Origin of the sequence: Krasilnikoviella flava, from assembly GCF_900167525.1 — a bacterium.
GTDB lineage: Bacteria > Actinomycetota > Actinomycetes > Actinomycetales > Cellulomonadaceae > Isoptericola > Isoptericola flavus.
In genome coordinates, this window is the sequence record NZ_FUZQ01000002.1 from 19,596 (window position 1) to 36,918 (window position 17,323).

The following is a 17,323-nucleotide window of genomic DNA, read 5'->3' on the forward strand; positions in this document are numbered from 1 at the left end:
CCGACCGGTGTCCGGATGCCGAACATGCACCTGCGCTCGGGATGTCGCCGCATCCCGAGCGCAGGTGCATGTTCGGCAGGTGGGTGGTGGATCAGCCGACGCCGGTCGTCGACTCGCGGACCACCAGCTCGGGCTGGAACGTCACCTGCTCGACGACGTCGTCGGGGTCCAGCAGCAGGTCCGCGGCGCGGTGGCCGAGCTGGTGGGTGGGCTGGCGCACCGACGTCAGGGGCGTCGCCAGCTCGCCCGCGAACGTGACGTCGTCGTACCCCACGACGGCCATCCCGGACGGCACCGGGACGCCGGCGGCGCGCAGCGTGCGCAGCGCGCCGAGGGCCGTGAGGTCGTTGACGCACATGGTGGCCGTCGGCCGGTCGGCGAGCCCGAGCACCTGCTCGGTGCCGGACTGGCCGCCGTCGGCGTTGAGCGTGGAGATCGTGATCTCGACCAGCGCCTCGCCCGGGTCCAGCCCCAGCTCGACGAGCGCGTCGTGCAGGCCGGCGCTGCGGTCGGCGCACTGGCGGATCGTGTGCGCCCCGTTGAGGAAGGCGATGCGCTCGTGCCCCAGGTCGACGAGGTGGCGCGCGGCGGCGGCGGCGCCCGCGCGGTCGTCGACGGCCACCGACGACAGCGTGTCGACCGGCGACGGGCGGTCGAGCAGCACCACGCGCACGCCGCGGGCGCGGAGGGCCTCCAGGTGCTCGACGTCGGGGGTGGACGGCACGACCATGAGGCCCTGCACCCCGTGCTCCTCGAACAGGCGCAGGTAGCGAGCCTCGCGCTCCGGGTTCTCGTCGGAGCTGGCGAGCATCAGCGTGTAGTCCGCCTCCTCGAGGCGGTCCTCGATACCGCGCGCCACGTCGGTGAAGAACGGGTTGGACACGTCGAGCACGATGGCGCCCGCCGTCGTGATGGTCCCGGCGCGGAGCTGGCGGGCGGAGCCGTTCGGCACGAACACGAGGTCGTCGATGGCGGCGAGCACCCGTTCGCGCGTGGCGGGGGAGACGCGGTCCGGGCGGTTGAGCACGTTCGAGACGGTGCCGACCGACACCTTGGCCTGGCGCGCGACGTCGCTGATCGACGCGCGGCGGCGGGGGGCGGTCGTCGTCATGGGCTGCTCCTCGGGTTCGGGCGCCTCGTCGCGCCTGGGCTCCAGCGTAGAGGTACCTGTGCGTGGTCCGGTCTTGCTAGGTTCATCGTATGAACCGTTTCACCGACGACGGCGCAACGACGCACGTCTGTTTCGTGTCCCGCGTACGACGCGACCGGCTCGAGGAGTACAAGGCGGCCCATGCCGCGGTCTGGCCCGAGATGCTCGAGGCGCTGGCCGAGACCGGCTGGTACGACTACCGCCTGTTCCTCGGCGCGGACGGGCTGCTGGTCGGGGTCCTGCGGACGGACGACTACGAGCGCGCGCAACGCGACATGGCCGCCCGCGAGATCAACGACCGGTGGCAGGCCGCCATGAAGGGCTTCTTCGAGCCGGCCGAGGGGCGGCCCGACGAGGGGTTCGTCCAGCTCGAGGAGGTCTTCCACCTGGAGTCGCAGCTCGAGGCCGCCCGCCGGGCCGGCTGACCTGCCCCCGAGTTGTCAGAGCCACCTCGGGGTATACCCCTCCCTGGCTCTGACAACTGCGCAGGCTCGCGAGTTGTCGGACTCACGGCGGGCTATACCGCTCGGCGGGTCTGACAACTCGGTGGGGCGGTGCTCGAGCCTGGACGGGCGGTTGACGCCGCCGCGGAGCCCCTCTAGGCTATGAAACGATTCAAAGCGGGCCGTGCACCGGCCGCACCAGCATCGCGCGACGGAGCGCGGACGAGGAGGAGACCATGACGGCGACGACGCCCGTGCTCGACGCACGGCTGCGCAAGGCCCTCGGCGAGCAGACCATCGAGCTGCCCTCGTGGGCGTTCGGCAACTCGGGCACCCGGTTCAAGGTCTTCGGCACGCCCGGGACCCCCCGTGACCCGTACGAGAAGATCGCGGACGCCGCCCAGGTGCACCGCTACACGGGCCTCGCGCCGCGGGTGTCGCTGCACGTCCCGTGGGACCTGGTCGACGACTTCTCCGACCTGGCCCGGCACGCCAAGGAGCACGGCGTGACCATCGGGATGATCAACTCGAACCTGTTCCAGGACGACGACTACAAGCTCGGGTCGCTCACGCACTCCGACCCGGCCGTGCGCCGCAAGGCGGTCGCCCACCACGTGCAGTGCATCGACGTCATGCGCGCCACGGGGTCCAAGGAGCTGAAGGTCTGGCTGCCGGACGGCACCAACTACCCGGGGCAGGACTCGATCCGCGCCCGGCAGGACCGGCTCGCCGAGTCGCTCGCGGAGATCTACGCCGAGCTCGACGACGACCACCGGATGGTGCTCGAGTACAAGTTCTTCGAGCCGGCGTTCTACCACACCGACGTGCCGGACTGGGGCACGTCGCTGCTGCACTGCCTCGCCCTCGGCGAGAAGGCGAACGTCGTCCTCGACACCGGGCACCACGCGCCCGGCACCAACATCGAGTTCATCGTGGCGCAGCTGCTGCGGCAGGGCCGGCTCGGCGCGTTCGACTTCAACTCCCGCTTCTACGCGGACGACGACCTCATGGCCGGCGCCGCGGACCCGTTCCAGCTGTTCCGGATCATGCACGAGATCGTGCAGGCGGACGCGCTGCGGCCCGAGTCGGGGGTGAACTTCATGCTCGACCAGTGCCACAACATCGAGGAGAAGATCCCCGGCCAGATCCGCTCCGTGATGAACGTGCAGGAGGCCACGGCCAAGGCGCTGCTCGTCGACGCCGAGGCCCTCGACGCGGCGCAGCGGGCCGGCGACGTGCTCGGCGCCAACGGCGTGCTCATGGACGCCTACAACACGGACGTCCGCGGCCTCCTCGCCGACCTGCGCGTCGAGCAAGGCCGGGACGCCGACCCGATGAAGGCGTTCGCCGCGTCCGGCTACGCGGAGCGGATCGCGGCCGAGCGCGTGGGCGGCCAGCAGGCCGGCTGGGGCGCCTGAGCATGACCACGACGGCGGGCACGACGGCGGGCACGACGGCGGGCACGACGGCGGGCACGGCGCAGTCCGCCGTCGCCGATCGCGTGCTCGACGGCCCGCACGGCGACCTGCGCGTGCGCGTCTACCGGCCGGCGGGCGTGCCCGTCGCCGGCCTCGTGTGGGCCCACGGCGGCGCGTTCGCGCACGGCGACCTGGACATGCCCGAGGCCGACGGCGTCGCGCGCGGCCTTGCCGCCGCGGGGATCACCGTCGTCAGCGTCGAGTACCGCCTGGTGTCCGCGCTCGACTACCGCGTCCCGGGCGCGACGCCCGGGACGGACGGCGTCCGCTTCCCGGTGCCGTCCGAGGAGGTCGCCTTCGCCTTCGCGTGGGCGACGGGCGAAGGGGCCGCCGACCTCGGGGTCCCCGCCGGTCGGTGGTCGCTGGGCGGCGCGAGCGCCGGCGGCGACCTCGCCGCGGGGGCGTCGCTGCGCCTGCGCGACCTTGCGACGGTCTCCCGTCGACCCGCCGCCGTCCCGCTCGGGCTCGGGTCGACCGGTCCGGACGGCGCGACGCCCGTACCCACGCCGCGCAGCGTCGTGCTCGCCTACCCGGTGACGCACCAGGAGCTGCCCGAGCCCACCGCCGAGCTGGCCGCCAAGATCGCGGCGCTGCCGCCGGAGAAGAACTTCCCGCCGGGGGCGGTGCGCGCGATGAACGCGAACTACCTCGGCCACGACGGTCCCGCGGCCTCGCCGTACGCCTTCCCGGGCGGTGCGGACCTCCGCGGCCTCCCGCCCACGCTGATCGTCAACTCCGACCACGACGCGCTGCGCTCGGGCGGCGAGGCCTACGCCGCCGAGCTCGCGGCCGCCGGGGTCGACGTCCTCGTGGTCCGCGAGGACGGCACCACCCACGGCCACCTCAACCGGCCCGGCGAGCCCGGGTTCGCGCGCAGTCTCGCGCGGATCGCGGCGTGGTTGACCACGGACGCGCTCGTCGGCACCACGCACGAGCCCCCGCGCTGACGTTCCCGTACCTCCTGACCGCACCCATCCCCGTCCGTCGGCCGACGGACCGACCACCGGAGCACCGATGACGAACCAGACCGTCAACCCGACCGTGGAGGCCCTCGTCGCCCGGTCGAACCGCCTGGGCGCCGACCCGAGGAACACCAACTACGCCGGCGGCAACACGTCCGCCAAGGGGATCGAGAAGGACCCGGTCACCGGGCAGGACGTCGAGCTGCTGTGGGTCAAGGGCTCCGGCGGCGACCTCGGCACCCTCACCGCGAAGGGCCTCGCCGTCCTGCGCCTCGACCGCCTGCGCGCGCTCACCGAGGTGTACCCCGGCGTCGAGCGCGAGGACGAGATGGTCGCCGCGTTCGACTACTGCCTGCACGGCAAGGGCGGCGCGGCCCCCAGCATCGACACGGCCATGCACGGCCTCGTCGACGCCGCGCACGTGGACCACCTGCACCCGGACGCCGGTATCGCGATCGCGACCGCCGTCGACGGGCCGGAGCTGACGCGGCGGATCTTCGGCGGCAAGGTCGTGTGGGTGCCGTGGCGCCGCCCCGGCTTCCAGCTCGGTCTCGACATCGCGGAGATCAAGGCCGCGCACCCCGAGGCGATCGGCACGGTGCTCGGCGGGCACGGGATCACCGCCTGGGGCGAGACGGCCGAGGAGTCCGAGGCGAACTCGCTGTGGATCATCGAGACGGCCGCGGCGCACATCGCCGAGCACGGCGCGCCGGAGCCCTTCGGGCCCGCCCTCGACGGCTACGGCGCCCTGGCCGCCGACGAGCGCCGCGCCAAGGCTGCCGCGCTCGCCCCGCACCTGCGCGCCGTCGCCTCCCACGACAAGCCGCAGGTCGGCCACTTCACCGACGCCGACGTCGTGCTCGACTTCCTGGCGAGCACCGAGCACGCGCGCCTCGCCGAGCTGGGCACCAGCTGCCCCGACCACTTCCTGCGCACCAAGGTGAAGCCGCTGGTCGTGGACCTGCCGGCCACCGCGACGGTCGAGGAGATCGTCGAGCGCCTGTCCGAGCTGCACGGGGCGTACCGCGCCGACTACACGGCGTACTACGAGCGCGGCGCCGCCGGGGCGCGTGCCCGCGGCGAGGAGCCGCCCGCCATGCGCGGCGCGGACCCGGCGATCGTCCTCGTGCCCGGCGTGGGCATGTTCTCCTACGGCGCGGACAAGCAGACCGCGCGCGTGGCGGGGGAGTTCTACGTCAACGCGATCAACGTGATGCGCGGCGCCGAGGCGCTGTCCACGTACGCCCCGATCGACGAGTCGGAGAAGTTCCGCATCGAGTACTGGGCACTCGAGGAGGCCAAGCTCCAGCGCAAGCCGAAGCCCAAGCCGCTCGCGACGCGCGTCGCGTTCGTCACCGGCGCCGCGTCGGGCATCGGCAAGGCCATCGCGACCCGCCTCGCGGCGGAGGGCGCGTGCGTCGTCGTCGCGGACCTGGACCTGGAGAAGGCGCAGGCCGCCGCGGCCGAGCTCGGTTCCACCGACGTCGCCGTCGGCCTGGCGGCGAACGTCGCCGACGAGGCCGCCGTGCAGGCCGCGCTCGCCGAGGCCGTCCTCGCGTTCGGCGGGGTGGACATCGTGGTGAACAACGCGGGCCTGTCGCTGAGCAAGTCGCTCTTCGACACCACCGAGGCGGACTGGGACCTGCAGCACGACGTCATGGCCAAGGGCTCGTTCCTCGTGGCCAAGAACGCCGCGCGCATCCTCGTGGACCAGAAGCTGGGCGGCGACATCGTCTACATCTCGTCGAAGAACTCCGTCTTCGCGGGCCCGAACAACATCGCCTACTCGGCCACCAAGGCCGACCAGGCGCACCAGGTGCGGCTGCTGGCCGCCGAGCTCGGCGAGCACGGCATCAAGGTCAACGGCATCAACCCGGACGGTGTCGTGCGCGGCTCGGGCATCTTCGCCTCCGGCTGGGGCGCGAACCGCGCCAAGACGTACGGCATCGAGGAGCAGGACCTGGGCAAGTTCTACGCCCAGCGCACGCTCCTCAAGCGCGAGGTGCTGCCCGAGCACGTCGCCAACGCCGTCTACGCGCTGTGCACGTCCGACTTCTCGCACACCACCGGTCTGCACGTGCCCGTCGACGCGGGCGTGGCGCAGGCGTTCCTGCGATGACGTCGACGTCGGCCGGACCCGGGGCGACGGCGGCGGGCACCCTCGCCGCCGTCGACCTGGGCGCCACCAGCGGGCGCGTCATCCTGGGCCGGTTCTCTTCGACAGGCTCAGGGCGCCGCGGGCAGACGATGCACCTGCAGCACGTCGCACGGTTCCCCAACGAACCGGTCCGCACACCGGACGGCCTGCACTGGAACCTGCTGGAGCTGTACCGCCAGGTGCTCGACGGCCTGGCCGCGGCGGAGCGCGAGGCGCCGGGGGAGATCCTCGGCGTCGGGATCGACTCGTGGGCCGTGGACTACGGGCTGCTGCGCGGCGGCCGCCTGCTCGGCGTGCCGTACCACTACCGCGACGCGCGCACGGCGGACGGCGTGGAGCGGGTGCACGCCCGGGTCGACGCCGCCGCGCTGTACGCGCGCAACGGGCTGCAGCACCTGCCGTTCAACACCGTCTTCCAGCTCGCGACGGAGGGGCCGCTGCTCGACCTCGCCGACCGCATGCTGCTGGTGCCGGACCTGCTGGCGCACTGGCTCACCGGGGCGGAGGTCGCGGAGCGCACCAACGCCTCCACGACCGGGCTGCTCGACGCCCGCACGGGGGAGTGGGACACGGGTCTCGCCGACCTCGTCGGGATCCCGCCCGGGATCCTGCCGCCCCTCGTCGACCCGGGGGCGTCGCTGGGGACCCTCAGCCCCGACGTCGCGCAGCTGGTGGGCCGGGCGCTCGAGGTGACGGCCGTCGGCTCGCACGACACGGCCTCCGCCGTCGTCGCGGTCCCCGCCGCCGACCGGGACGTCGCCTACGTCTCGTGCGGCACGTGGGGGTTGGTCGGCCTCGAGCTCGACGGGCCGGTGCTCTCCGAGGACGCCCGCCTCGCCGGTTTCACCAACGAGGGCGGCGTCGACGGTCGCACGCGCTTCCTGCACAACGTCATGGGGCTGTGGCTGCTCAGCGAGTCGATCCGCACCTGGGAGCGCGAGTCCACGGCGGCGCAGCGGTCCAGCACCCTGCAGGAGCTCCTGGCCGAGGCGGCGCACGTCACCGCGCCCGTCGCCGTCTTCGACGTCGACGACCCGCGCTTCCTGCCGCCGGGCGACGTCCCGGGGCGCATCGCCGCCTGGTGCCGCGAGCACGACCAGCCGGTGCCCGCCACGCGGGGCGAGTACGTGCGCAGCATCGTCGAGAGCCTCGCGCAGGCGTTCGCGGACGCCGTCACGACGGCGGCGAGGCTCGCGGGCCGCACCGTCTCGACCATCCACGTGGTCGGCGGGGGCGCGCAGAACACGCTGCTGTGCCAGGCCACGGCGGACCGCTCCGGGCTGCCCGTGGTCGCCGGTCCCGTCGAGGCCACCGCGATCGGCAACCTGCTGGTGCAGGCCCGTGCCCGCGGTCTCGTGGACGGCGGCCTGGAGGACCTGCGCGCGCTCGTCGCCGCGGCGTTCACGCCCGAGCGCTACGCGCCGCGGTAGGACGCGGCGGTCGCCATGCCGATCGCCATGCCGGTCGCCATGCCGGTCGCGATCCTGGCGTCCGTGCCGGCGACCCCCGCGGGCACGGCGACCAGGGCGACCGGCCCGACCGCCGGCGTGGCGCCGGCCAGCGGCGCGGCCGAGGCGAACTGCGCCCACACGTGCTTCTCGCCGTGGTCGGTGCGGTACCAGCCGACCCGGTCGGCGATGGTCTCGGCGAGCCGCAGCCCGTGCCCGCCCTCCCCGGGCTCGCGGTCCTGCGGCACGACGGGCGGCCGGTCGGGGCTGCGGTCCACGACGTCGAGCACCGCCACCCGTCCGTCGCACAGCAGCCGGGCCGTGACCGGCGGGCGCGCGTGCTCCAGCGCGTTCGCCACCAGCTCGCTCGCGACGAGCACCATCTGCTGACGGCCGGACAGGCCGCCGACGTCCGCCGCCGGCCCGGTCGCCGCGGCCTCGCAGTGACAGGGGAGGCGTGCCTCGAGCTCTGCCCGCACGTCCGCGAGCTCGTCGACGGTGCGCAGCGTCCACGACCCGACGACGGCGAGCCCCCGCGGAGGAACGCCCTCCCGCGGGCTCAACGAAGCACGCCCTGAACCATGCCGCCTCCTGTGCCAACGGGGTCGTTTCCCTGCCGCAGGGCCGCGCCGGCGGCCGAGTCCGACGTCGACCCTACTGCCCCTCGGGCGGCGTCGCGCGCGCAGCCACCGGTTGCCTCGTGCGCGGCTGTGACCTGCAACGACGCCCCGCCCGCGACCGTCGTCGGACGGTCGCGGGCGGGGCATCGCACCGGGGCGGTCAGCGACGCCAGGGGCGCCAGCCGTCGTCGCCGGTGAGGTACGCCTCGCGGGTGTGCGCGGCGGCCTCGTCGTCCGTCAGCTGCGGCCGCCCGTCGACGACCTGGCCGGCGGGCGCGGCGCCCGGCCCGGCGTTGCGGAACTCGCGCATGAAGTCGTCGCGCCACGACCATCCGCTCATGTCCGACCAGGCGGGGGTGCCGACGTGCGCGCCCAGCCACGAGTCGCGCACCACGACCGACGGGTCGACGAGCGGGTTGCTGCTCGGGTGCCACGGGCGGCCGAGGAAGACGGTGCCCGCCGCGGCGTCGGAGGTGAACCGCGTGTGCGTGAACAGGAAGCCCTTGCCCCCCGGCACGGTCGCCGGGGCGGCCACGTACCCGTTGTTCGTCCCGGAGCCACGGTCCAGCGAGCGGATCTCCGAGTCCTCGACGACGAGGGTGCCGCCGCCGTAGACGAAGTCGACGTCCCCCTCGATGTACGAGCCCGTCACGTACGTGCGCGACGCCGTGTCGCCGGAGCCCGGGTCTGCGAGGTACGTGTCCTGGTTGCCGAGCAGCCGCACGTCGTCGAGCACCGTGCGGTCGCCCGACGTGCGCAGCGCGAGAGCCTGGCTCCCGCCGTTCGCGGCCTCGTCGTAGGCGTTCTCGACGGTGAGGTCGCGCAGCGTGACGTCCTCGGCCAGCACCGACAGCACCGGCGAGCCGGTGTGCCCGAACGTGCCGCCGTAGAACTTGGCCTGGCCGGCGGCGAGGTCGTAGGTGAGCACCACGTCCTCGGGGTCGCCGGTCGCGCCACGGATCGTCACGCCGTCCGCGCCGGGCCACACGCGCACCACCTCGCGGTAGACGCCCGGCTCGACGACGATCTCCACCGGGTGCGACGAGCGCGAGGCCGCGCCCACGGCGGCCCCGATCGACGCGTAGTCGCCGGTGCCGTCGAGCGCTACCGTGACCGTGCGACGGACCTTCTCCGGCGCGCCGAGCGTGCCCGCGTCGGCCGTGAGGATCCGGACGACGTCGGCCACGTCGTCGGGCGCGTACGCGTACCGGGCGGCCGGGTCGAACGTCGGCCCGGTGTCGTCCTTGCGGCCGCGGATCGTGGTGAACCGGTTGTCGCGCGAGTCGACCTTCGAGGCCGGGTCCTTGGCGACGATCGCGTCCTCGCCGTTCGAGTAGACGCTCGACTCGACGACGAGCTGCGACGCCCCGCGCGACATCGTGCCGTACTGCGCCTGCCCGTCGAACCAGTTGTTGTAGAGGTGTCCGGCGGCGACGTTGTCGATGCTCGCGTTGCGCTGGTAGGTGTTCGAGAACCGGTTGTGGTGCATCGTGATCTCGGTGACCACGTTGTCGGTCCAGCCCACGCCCACCGTCTTGTTGTGGTCGTGCAGGTAGTTCCACGACAGCGTGACCGCCGTGGAGTCCTTGCGGACGTCGATCAACCCGTCCCCCAGGCGCGTGAGCTCGTTGTGGTCGATCCACACGTGGCTGGACGTGTCGACGCGGATGCCGTCGTTGTCGTTCTCCGCGCTCTTGCCGTCCCAGTCGCCCGGCACGTACGAGTCGCGGAAGCGCAGGTTGCGCACGACGACGTTCTGCACGTGGTCGAGCCGGAGGCCGACGCCCACCAGCTCGGCGTCCGACGCGAGGCCGACGATCGTCTTGTCGCTCGCCACGTCGATCATCGAGCCGAACTCGGCGGGCTCGATCGTGCCCTTGACGTAGATGGTCAGCGGGTCGTCGGACGCCGCCGCGTCGGCGAGCGCGGCCGCGTCGCGGACGGTGACGGCGTCGCCGCCCGCCCCGCCGGTCGTGCCGTGCGGGAGGTCGTCGGTCGGGGTGGCGGCGAAGCCGGTCGCGACGGGCGACCAGACCGGGCCGTCGGCCGTCGTGGTGGTGGGCGCGCCGATGCGGTCCAGCACCGTCGCCCCGGCCGCGGCCGGGTCGACGTCGGTGGCGTGCGCGGCGGGGGCGAGCAGGGTCAGGGCCAGCACCGGGGCGCCGAGCACGGCGGCGGCACGGGTCGTCGTGAGTCTCATGGATGCTCCTCGATCAAGGGTGTCGATCAGGGGTGGTCAGGAGTCGCGCGGGTCGTCGGTCGAGCGCCCGCCGCCGACGAGGGCGACGTCGTCGAGCACCGTGCCGTCGCCGGCGTCGCGCAGGGCGAGCGTCTCGCGCGGCCCGTTCGCCTCGGCGTCGTACGTGTTCTCGAGCGTGAGGTCGCGCAGGGTGACACCGTCGGCGAGGACGGTCGCGGTGGCCCAGTCGCTGGCGGGCTTGTCGTACGTGACGACGACGTCGGCCGGGTCGCCGGTGGCGCCGCGGATCGTGAGGCCCTCGGCGCCCGGCCACACGGACAGCACCTCGCGGTACGTGCCCGGTCCGACGACGATCTCGACCGGCCGGAGCGACCGCGACGCCGCGCCGACGGCGGCCTGGACGGACAGGAAGTCGCCCGTGCCGTCCTGCGCCACCATGACCTGGCGTCCCAGGCGCTCGTCGCGCGAGGAGCGGGTGCCGGCGTACCGGGTGAGCAGCGGGACGACGTCCTCGACGTCGTCGGCCGTGTACTCGTAGAGGTCGGACGCCTCGAAGGTCGGCCCGGTCTCGGCCGGCTCCTCGCCCCAGTTCCCCCGGAACAGGTTGTCGCGCTGGTGCAGGCGGGCGGCGTCGCCGCTGAGGATGAGCGGGTTGCGGGCGTTCTCGTAGACGCTGGACTCCACCAGCAGCGTCGACCCGCCGCGCGACGTCGTGCCGTACGAGCTCACCCCGGACAGCCAGTTGTTGTAGAGGTGGCCGAGCGCCACGTTGTCGATGCTGCCGTTGCGCTGGTGCACGTTGGAGAACCGGTTGTGGTGCAGCGTCAGCGTGGTCACGACGTTGTCCGTCCACCCGACGCCGAGCGTCTTGTTGTGGTCGTGGAAGGAGTTCCACGACGCCGTCACGGCGGTGGAGTCCTTGCGCACGTCGAGCTGGCCGTCGCCGAGGCGCGCGAACTCGTTGTGGTCCACCCACACGTGGTCGGAGGTGTCGATGCGGATGCCGTCGTTGTCGTTGTCCGCGCTCTTGCCGTCCCAGTCGGCCGCGACGTACGAGTCGCGGAACGTCAGGTTGCGGATGATGACGTTCTCGACCTCGAGCAGCCGCAGCCCGCCGCCGACGAGCTCGCCGCCGGTCGCCGCGCCGACGATCGTCTTGTCGCTCGCCACGTCGATCATCGAGCCGAACGGCTCCACGTCGAGGGTGCCCTGCACGAGGATCGTCAGCGGCTCGTCGGCCGCCGCGAAGGCCGCGAGGTCCGCGGCGTCGCGCACCGTGACGGTGCGGCCGCCGGCGCCGCCGGTGGTGCCGTCCGGCAGCTCGTCGGTCGGGACGGAGGCGAAGCCTGTCGCCGTGGGGGACCAGACGGGGCCGTCCGCGGTGGTCGCGGGCGGCGCCCCGATGCGGTGCAGCAGCGCCCGGCCGGCAGCCTCGGGGTCGGTGCCGGGCGACGCCTGCGCCGCCGGGGCGAGCAGCGTCAGGCCGAGCACGGGCGCGGCCAGGGCCGCCGTGACCCGGCGGGCTCGCGAGCCGGTCCGGTGCGGCCGGGGGGAGGTGGTGCGGTGCGGGGAGTGCCGATGGTCCGCGGTGAAGGGCATCGTCGCGCCTCTCGTGAGACTCGGGCCGGTGGCCCTCGGGTCGGGACGAGCGGGCGGCGGCCCCGGGCGCCGTCGTGGCGGGTCCCCGGTGGTGCCTGTCGTTGCTGGTCGTGCTGCTCGTGGTGCGGCCGACGTCGGTGTCGGACTTCCCGTGCCCGTCGCGCTCTGCGACCGGAAACGCCTCAGAAACCGGTTTCTCACAACGTAGCCGATGGTGGACGCCCGCGTCAATAGTTCAGCCGCCGGTACCAATCGGAGCGTGCGGAGGGCGGAGCTACCGCGCCGCTGCGCCGAGCCGGTCGCGCCATCGCTCCCACGGGGGCGCGACCGCCCAGTTCAGCCGCAGCGTGCGCGCCGCCCGGACCAGGCGACGGCGGCGGCCGTACCGCAGGGTCCGGGCGGACACACCGACCCGGAGGTGCCGGTCCCGGACGATCCGGCGGCGGGGCCCGAGCGCGAACGCGAGGTCCAGGTCGTCGTGGACCTCCGGGTCGACTCGTTCGACCTGGTCGCGCACGGCCCACCAGGTGCTGCGGCGCAACGCCATGCAGGAGCCCCACAGCGCGGTGTGGCCGAGCGCCATCCGGGTGCTGGCGTAGTAGGCGGAGAGGTAGAGCGCGCACGCCCAGCGGCCGCCCCGCAGGTCGGTGAACGTCCCCGTCCCGGTCACGGCGTCGACGGCCGGGTCGGCGGCCATGCGCTCGGCGACGGCCCGCACCCAGCCGGGGCCGGGCTGCGAGTCGGCGTCGAGGCGCGCCAGGACCTCGCCCCGGGCCGTGTCGTACCCCGCCGCGGCGGCCGCGGGGATGCCGACCCGCGGCTCGTGGACCACGACCGCGCCCGCGCGCCGCGCGACGTCGGCGGTCTCGTCGGTGGAGGCGTTGTCCACCACCACGACCTCGAGCGGAGAGAGGGTCTGCGCCGCGAGGAGCGTGAGGCACCGCTCGAGCGCGGCGGCGTCGTCGCGGGCGGGGACGACCACGGAGACCGTGGGAAGCGGCCGCCCCGCGGGCGGGGCGGCCGGCACCCCCGTCACGGGAGCCCCCGCGCCGGTGTCCGGGCAGCGACCCCGGCGACGAGCAACGCCGCCGCGACGCTGCCGGCCAGCGCCGCCGCGAGGTCGCCGACGGTGTCCGGGTACGTCACGTGGATGCTGTCGTCGACGAAAGTGTGCCCCGCGGCCTCGAGCAGCTCCCAGACGACGGCGAGCAGCACGCCGAGGCCGGCCGTCGTCAGCGCGGCCGTCGCGCGGTGCCGGACGGGGGAGACCGCGACGCCGCCCCGGGTCAGCACCTGATGGGCCAGGGCCGCGAGCGCCCCGGTCGCGACGGCGTGCACGAGCAGGTCCAGACCCTCGACCCGCTCGTAGAGCCCGGCCACGGCGCACCACGCGGCGGCGAGCATGACCGTGCCGCACGTGACGTCGAGCCAGGCGGGGGCGCCGGCCGCCCGGGGCACCATCGAGCCGCCCAGGACGAGGGCGAACAGCGCGACGGCGACGCCGTCCGACGTCGCCGCGGCGACCAGGACGCTCACCAGCGCGGCGGCGCGGACGGCGTCGCCCAGCACGATGCCCCACGTCGGCCTCCCCGGCGCGGGGCTCCATGCCGTCCTGGTGCGCGTGGTCAGCGGTGCCGGCGTCACGTGGCCAGCCTAGGCAGCGGCGGCGGGAGCCCACCCGTCGAGCGACGGAGAGGGCCCCTGCCGCCGGACGGTCAGGGCAGCCGGGCGGCGCCCACCCGCGCGACGGCGAGGTCCGCGACGTCCCCCGCCCCCACGATGTCGAGGCGCCGGTCGACGACGGCCGCCACGACGTCGACCTCGAGCGACGACCCCGCCGGCACCTTCCGCACGGCGTCCCAGGCGAGCGCCGGGCCGAGGCCCACGTAGTCGCCCACGCGCGCGAACCAGGGGTCGGGCTCGCCGGACACCTGGGCCAGCACCAGCGTGGTCCACGCCGACCCGGACCGTCGCACGACCGCCACCCACGGGTTGCGCGAGCCGTGCACGTCGCCGCCGCGGTCCGGGCTCAGCGCGACGGCCTCGTCCCCCGACGGGAGCCGCCAGAACCACCCGCCGTACCCGGCGCCGGGGCGGCCGTTGGTCGCCGGGCTGCCGATCTCCACGTCGGCGTCGCCCGCGTGCAGGGAGCCGTGCCAGCCGAGCGCCCAGGCGTCGACCTCGGGCAGCACGACGGCCGTCAGGCGCCGCTCCTCCGTGAGCTGCACGCCGCCGCGCTCGTCGAGCCAGCGCAGCCCCTGGCTCAGGGTCGACCCGCCGTCCGTCACCTCCGTGCGCGCGACCTCTTGCCGGCCGTGGTTCGCGAGCAGGGTCGGGCCCTGGTCGCGCACATAGGTGCGACCGCCCCAGTGGCTGGTGCCGTCGACGTCGGCCACCGCCATCGAGACGCCGTAGTGGTGGCGGTGGTCCACCGGGCTCTTGGCGGTCATCGCCACGCCCTGCAGCGAGTGCACCGGGTGCAGGAACGGGCGCGGGCTGTGCACGCCCGGCATCGACGCGCCGCGGGTGTACCGGGCCAGGGGACGGTCGTCGCCGATGCCGAGCACCCAGTCGTCGTCGGCGGCGCGCCAGCGGGCACGGACCTGGTCGTCGCGGGCGTGGGCCCGCCCCGCGAGGTCGGCGGACGTCACGCCGAGCCGCCGCGCGGGCGGCACGGGTCCCGTGCTGCCCCGCACCACCAGGCCGGGCGTGACGTGCAGGGCGGCGCCGTCGCCCGGCGTCGGGCGCTCCGTGCCGAGCACCCGGGCGTGCAGCAGCTCCCACGCGCGCCGGCCCAGGTCGGCCTGCGGCACGGCGGCCGTGGTCAGCGACGGCGTGGCGTACCGCGCGAGCTCGATGTCGTCGAAGCCGCCGATCGAGATGTCGCCCGGCACGGCCACGCCCGCCTCGTTGAGGCGCGCCAGGAGGCCGAACGCGACGAGGTCGTTGAACGCGACGACGCCCGTCGCGCCGGTGGCCAGCACCGCGTCGGCCGCGCGGTACCCGGCGTCCACCGTCGGGCCGCAGGGCACCGTCGTGACGCGGAGGCCGGGGTGCCGCTCGCGGGCGTCGTCCAGGGCGCGGGCACGCAGCGCGTTCGAGGCGCTGGACCGCGGCCCCGCGACGTAGGCGAGCTCGCGGTGCCCGAGCGCGACCAGGTGGTCCACCATGCTGCGCACGCCCGCCGCGTAGTCGACGCGCACGCTCGGCACGGTGAGGCCGGGCACGTGCCGGTTGATCACGACCACCGGCTCCAGGCGCGGCAGGAGCTCCAGCAGCGCGTTCTCCGACGTGCGTGGCGCGGCGAGGACCAGTGCGTCGCAGCGCAGCCGTGCCTCGAGCGCGACCTCGGCCTCGTCGCCCGTGTTCTCCGCCGTCTCGGCCACGAGCACCCGGTAGTCGTGCGGGGCGGCCGCCGCCATCGTGCCCCGCAGGATCTGCTGGAACATCGGGTTCGCGAGGTCGGGCACGACGAGCGCGACGGAGTTGGTGCGGCCCAGGGACAGGCTGCGTGCCACCCTGCTGGGCTGGTAGCGCAGGTCCCGCGCGGCGACGCGCACCCGCTCGGCGATGTCGGTCGCGACGGTGGCCCGTCCGTTCATCACCCGCGAGACGGTGGCCCGCGAGACCCCGGCGGCGGCCGCCACCTCGTCGATCGTGGGCCCGCCCGAGCGGGCCATCAGGCGTCCTTCCCGGCCACGGCGACGCGCACCGGGCCGAAGGTGCCGCCGTCGTCCGGCCGCAGGTCCGCCCCGAGCGGGGCGCTCGAGAAGAGGCCGACCTCGGCGCCGATCCAGTGGCCGACGCGTGCCTGCCACGGCGCTGCCGCCTCGTGCCACTCCGCGGCGGCGGCGCCGTCGCCCTCCGCCGGCGGGTCGGGTCGCCAGCTCCATGTGACCGCGCCCTCGGCGTCGACCGCCGTGCGCAGGACGACGCTCGTCGCGCCGCCCGGCACGGGCTCCTGCGCGAGGATCTCCTCGTCGCCGTAGGTCCCGCCGCGCCGCACGGTCACCTCGACGCCGACAGGAGTGCGCAGCAGACCTGCCCACGCGTACTCGCGGCCGAGGACGGCGACGCCGGCGCGGGTGCCGGGCGCGTCGCCCGACAGCGCGACCCGGGTCTCCCAGGTGCTCGGCTGCCCGGGCAGCTGCTGGCAGAGCACGGCGCCCTGGTCGCGCAGGTTGCCCCGCGCGGACGGCTGGGCGGGCAGGCGCAGCGTGCCGGCGCCGTCGGCCACGGCCCAGCCGTCGACGGGGTTCGCCTGCCAGTGCCAGCGGGGCGCGAGCCCGGGGGCGGAGAAGTCGTCGCTGCGCACCGGCTCGCCCGGCTCGGCGCCCGGCACCGGCGTCGGGTGGGCGAGCACCGGCCGGCCCTCGTCGCCCAGCACCGGCCACCCGTCGTCGTCCCACCGCACCGGCTGCAGGTGCACCACGCGCCCGAAGACGCCGCGGTCCTGGAAGTGCAGGAACCAGTCGTGTCCGTCCGGGGTGTCGACCCACGCGCCCTGGTGCGGGCCGTTGACGGGGGTGTCGCCCTGCTCCAGCACCACGCGGTGCTCGTACGGCCCCCAGACCGAGCGGGACCGGAACGCCGTCTGCCAGCCGGTCGCGACCCCGCCCGCGGGGGCGAAGATCCAGTACCAGCCGTCGCGCTGGTACAGCTTGGGGCCCTCGAGGGTGCGGAAGCCGGGCAGCTCGTCCCCGTCGACCACGGTGCGCGCCGGCCCGACGGCGCGGCGCAGCGCCGGGTCCACCTCGACCACCGTGAGCCGGTTCTTGACCCCGGCGCGGCTCTTGGCCCAGCCGTGCACGAGGTAGGCACGGCCGTCGTCGGCCCACAGCGGGCACGGGTCGATGAGGCCCTGGCCCGGGAGCAGGCACCACGGCTCGGACCACGGCCCGCGCGGGTCGGCGGCGGTGAGGACGAAGATGCCGTGGTCCGGGTCCGGGTAGACGATCCAGAACAGGCCGTCGTGGTGGCGCAGGCTGGGCGCCCACACCCCGGAGCCGTGCCGGGGGAGCGCGTAGTGCCCGGCGGGCGGCACGGCGGGCAGCGCGTTGGCCACGTGCTCCCAGGACACCAGGTCGCGGGAGTGCAGCACGGGCAGCCCGGGGGCACGGTTGAAGCTGGACGCGATCAGCCAGTAGTCGTCCCCGACGCGTACCGCGTCGGGGTCCGGCCAGTCCGCGTCGAGGACCGGGTTGCTGTAGTGGGTCATGGTCGCCTTCCGTCACGTCGCTGGGACAGTCGGCGAGAAACCGTGAG

13 protein-coding genes are annotated in these 17,323 nt (G+C 74.7%); 5 read left to right on the top strand and 8 right to left on the bottom strand.

Annotation, left to right across the window (positions count from 1 at the left end; all coding sequences use genetic code 11):
* Positions 1-91: 91 nt before the first annotated feature.
* The gene (locus tag B5Y66_RS04715; RefSeq protein ID WP_079571913.1) at positions 92-1,111 is read right to left on the bottom strand and encodes a LacI family DNA-binding transcriptional regulator; all 1,020 of its coding nucleotides are present in this window, start codon (positions 1,109-1,111) and stop codon (positions 92-94) included.
* Positions 1,112-1,200: 89 nt separating this feature from the next.
* Between B5Y66_RS04715 and B5Y66_RS04720 the strand changes: the two genes are divergently transcribed.
* From B5Y66_RS04720 to B5Y66_RS04740, 5 genes are all read left to right on the top strand, one after another.
* A complete protein-coding gene (locus B5Y66_RS04720; protein ID WP_079571916.1) occupies positions 1,201-1,575 on the top strand; it encodes an L-rhamnose mutarotase in 375 nt (124 codons plus the stop codon).
* A 254-nt stretch (positions 1,576-1,829) separates the two neighbouring features.
* A complete protein-coding gene (gene rhaI / locus B5Y66_RS04725; protein WP_079571918.1) occupies positions 1,830-3,011 on the top strand; it encodes an L-rhamnose isomerase in 1,182 nt (393 codons plus the stop codon).
* 2 nt (positions 3,012-3,013) lie between these two features.
* The gene (locus tag B5Y66_RS04730; protein ID WP_245806938.1) at positions 3,014-4,018 is read left to right on the top strand and encodes an alpha/beta hydrolase; all 1,005 of its coding nucleotides are present in this window, start codon (positions 3,014-3,016) and stop codon (positions 4,016-4,018) included.
* A 67-nt stretch (positions 4,019-4,085) separates the two neighbouring features.
* Positions 4,086-6,152 (top strand): bifunctional rhamnulose-1-phosphate aldolase/short-chain dehydrogenase, encoded by a 2,067-nt coding sequence (locus B5Y66_RS04735; protein WP_079571921.1) that lies wholly within the window; start codon positions 4,086-4,088, stop codon positions 6,150-6,152.
* Positions 6,149-7,621, top strand: a complete 1,473-nt coding sequence (locus B5Y66_RS04740) for a rhamnulokinase (RefSeq protein WP_079571924.1) — start codon at positions 6,149-6,151, stop codon at positions 7,619-7,621. The genes B5Y66_RS04735 and B5Y66_RS04740 overlap by 4 nt, the downstream gene beginning before the upstream one ends.
* Here the strand turns inward: B5Y66_RS04740 and B5Y66_RS04745 are convergent.
* The 7 genes from B5Y66_RS04745 to B5Y66_RS04775 all read right to left on the bottom strand — a co-directional run bounded on the left by B5Y66_RS04745 (position 7,606) and on the right by B5Y66_RS04775 (position 17,276).
* Positions 7,606-8,202, bottom strand: a complete 597-nt coding sequence (locus B5Y66_RS04745) for an ATP-binding protein (protein WP_176168790.1) — start codon at positions 8,200-8,202, stop codon at positions 7,606-7,608. The genes B5Y66_RS04740 and B5Y66_RS04745 overlap by 16 nt on opposite strands.
* Positions 8,203-8,419: 217 nt before the next feature.
* Positions 8,420-10,459, bottom strand: a complete 2,040-nt coding sequence (locus B5Y66_RS04750) for a pectinesterase family protein (RefSeq protein ID WP_079571929.1) — start codon at positions 10,457-10,459, stop codon at positions 8,420-8,422.
* A gap of 36 nt (positions 10,460-10,495) precedes the next feature.
* Positions 10,496-12,058, bottom strand: a complete 1,563-nt coding sequence (locus tag B5Y66_RS04755; protein WP_079571932.1) for a pectinesterase family protein — start codon at positions 12,056-12,058, stop codon at positions 10,496-10,498.
* Between the two features lie 274 nt (positions 12,059-12,332).
* A complete protein-coding gene (locus B5Y66_RS04760; RefSeq protein WP_245806939.1) occupies positions 12,333-13,094 on the bottom strand; it encodes a glycosyltransferase family 2 protein in 762 nt (253 codons plus the stop codon).
* Positions 13,091-13,702, bottom strand: coding sequence for a hypothetical protein (locus tag B5Y66_RS04765; protein ID WP_245806940.1), 612 nt, complete (start codon positions 13,700-13,702; stop codon positions 13,091-13,093). The genes B5Y66_RS04760 and B5Y66_RS04765 overlap by 4 nt, the downstream gene beginning before the upstream one ends.
* Before the next feature lie 71 nt (positions 13,703-13,773).
* Complete coding sequence (locus B5Y66_RS04770) at positions 13,774-15,738, bottom strand: DUF6807 family protein (protein ID WP_079571935.1); 1,965 nt, start codon at positions 15,736-15,738, stop codon at positions 13,774-13,776.
* A complete protein-coding gene (locus B5Y66_RS04775) occupies positions 15,738-17,276 on the bottom strand; it encodes a glycoside hydrolase family 43 protein (protein WP_079571938.1) in 1,539 nt (512 codons plus the stop codon). The genes B5Y66_RS04770 and B5Y66_RS04775 overlap by 1 nt, the downstream gene beginning before the upstream one ends.
* Between the last annotated feature and the right edge of the window lie 47 nt (positions 17,277-17,323).

Excerpts from the sequence above, each read along its gene's own strand:
- B5Y66_RS04715 (WP_079571913.1), bottom strand. The coding sequence starts at position 1,111 with ATGACGACGACCGCCCCCCGCCGCCGCGCGTCGATCAGCGACGTCGCG.
- B5Y66_RS04720 (WP_079571916.1), top strand. The coding sequence starts at position 1,201 with ATGAACCGTTTCACCGACGACGGCGCAACGACGCACGTCTGTTTCGTG.
- rhaI (WP_079571918.1), top strand. The coding sequence starts at position 1,830 with ATGACGGCGACGACGCCCGTGCTCGACGCACGGCTGCGCAAGGCCCTC.
- B5Y66_RS04730 (WP_245806938.1), top strand. The coding sequence starts at position 3,014 with ATGACCACGACGGCGGGCACGACGGCGGGCACGACGGCGGGCACGACG.
- B5Y66_RS04735 (WP_079571921.1), top strand. The coding sequence starts at position 4,086 with ATGACGAACCAGACCGTCAACCCGACCGTGGAGGCCCTCGTCGCCCGG.
- B5Y66_RS04740 (WP_079571924.1), top strand. The coding sequence starts at position 6,149 with ATGACGTCGACGTCGGCCGGACCCGGGGCGACGGCGGCGGGCACCCTC.
- B5Y66_RS04750 (WP_079571929.1), bottom strand. The coding sequence starts at position 10,459 with ATGAGACTCACGACGACCCGTGCCGCCGCCGTGCTCGGCGCCCCGGTG.
- B5Y66_RS04755 (WP_079571932.1), bottom strand. The coding sequence starts at position 12,058 with ATGCCCTTCACCGCGGACCATCGGCACTCCCCGCACCGCACCACCTCC.
- B5Y66_RS04770 (WP_079571935.1), bottom strand. The coding sequence starts at position 15,738 with ATGGCCCGCTCGGGCGGGCCCACGATCGACGAGGTGGCGGCCGCCGCC.
- B5Y66_RS04775 (WP_079571938.1), bottom strand. The coding sequence starts at position 17,276 with ATGACCCACTACAGCAACCCGGTCCTCGACGCGGACTGGCCGGACCCC.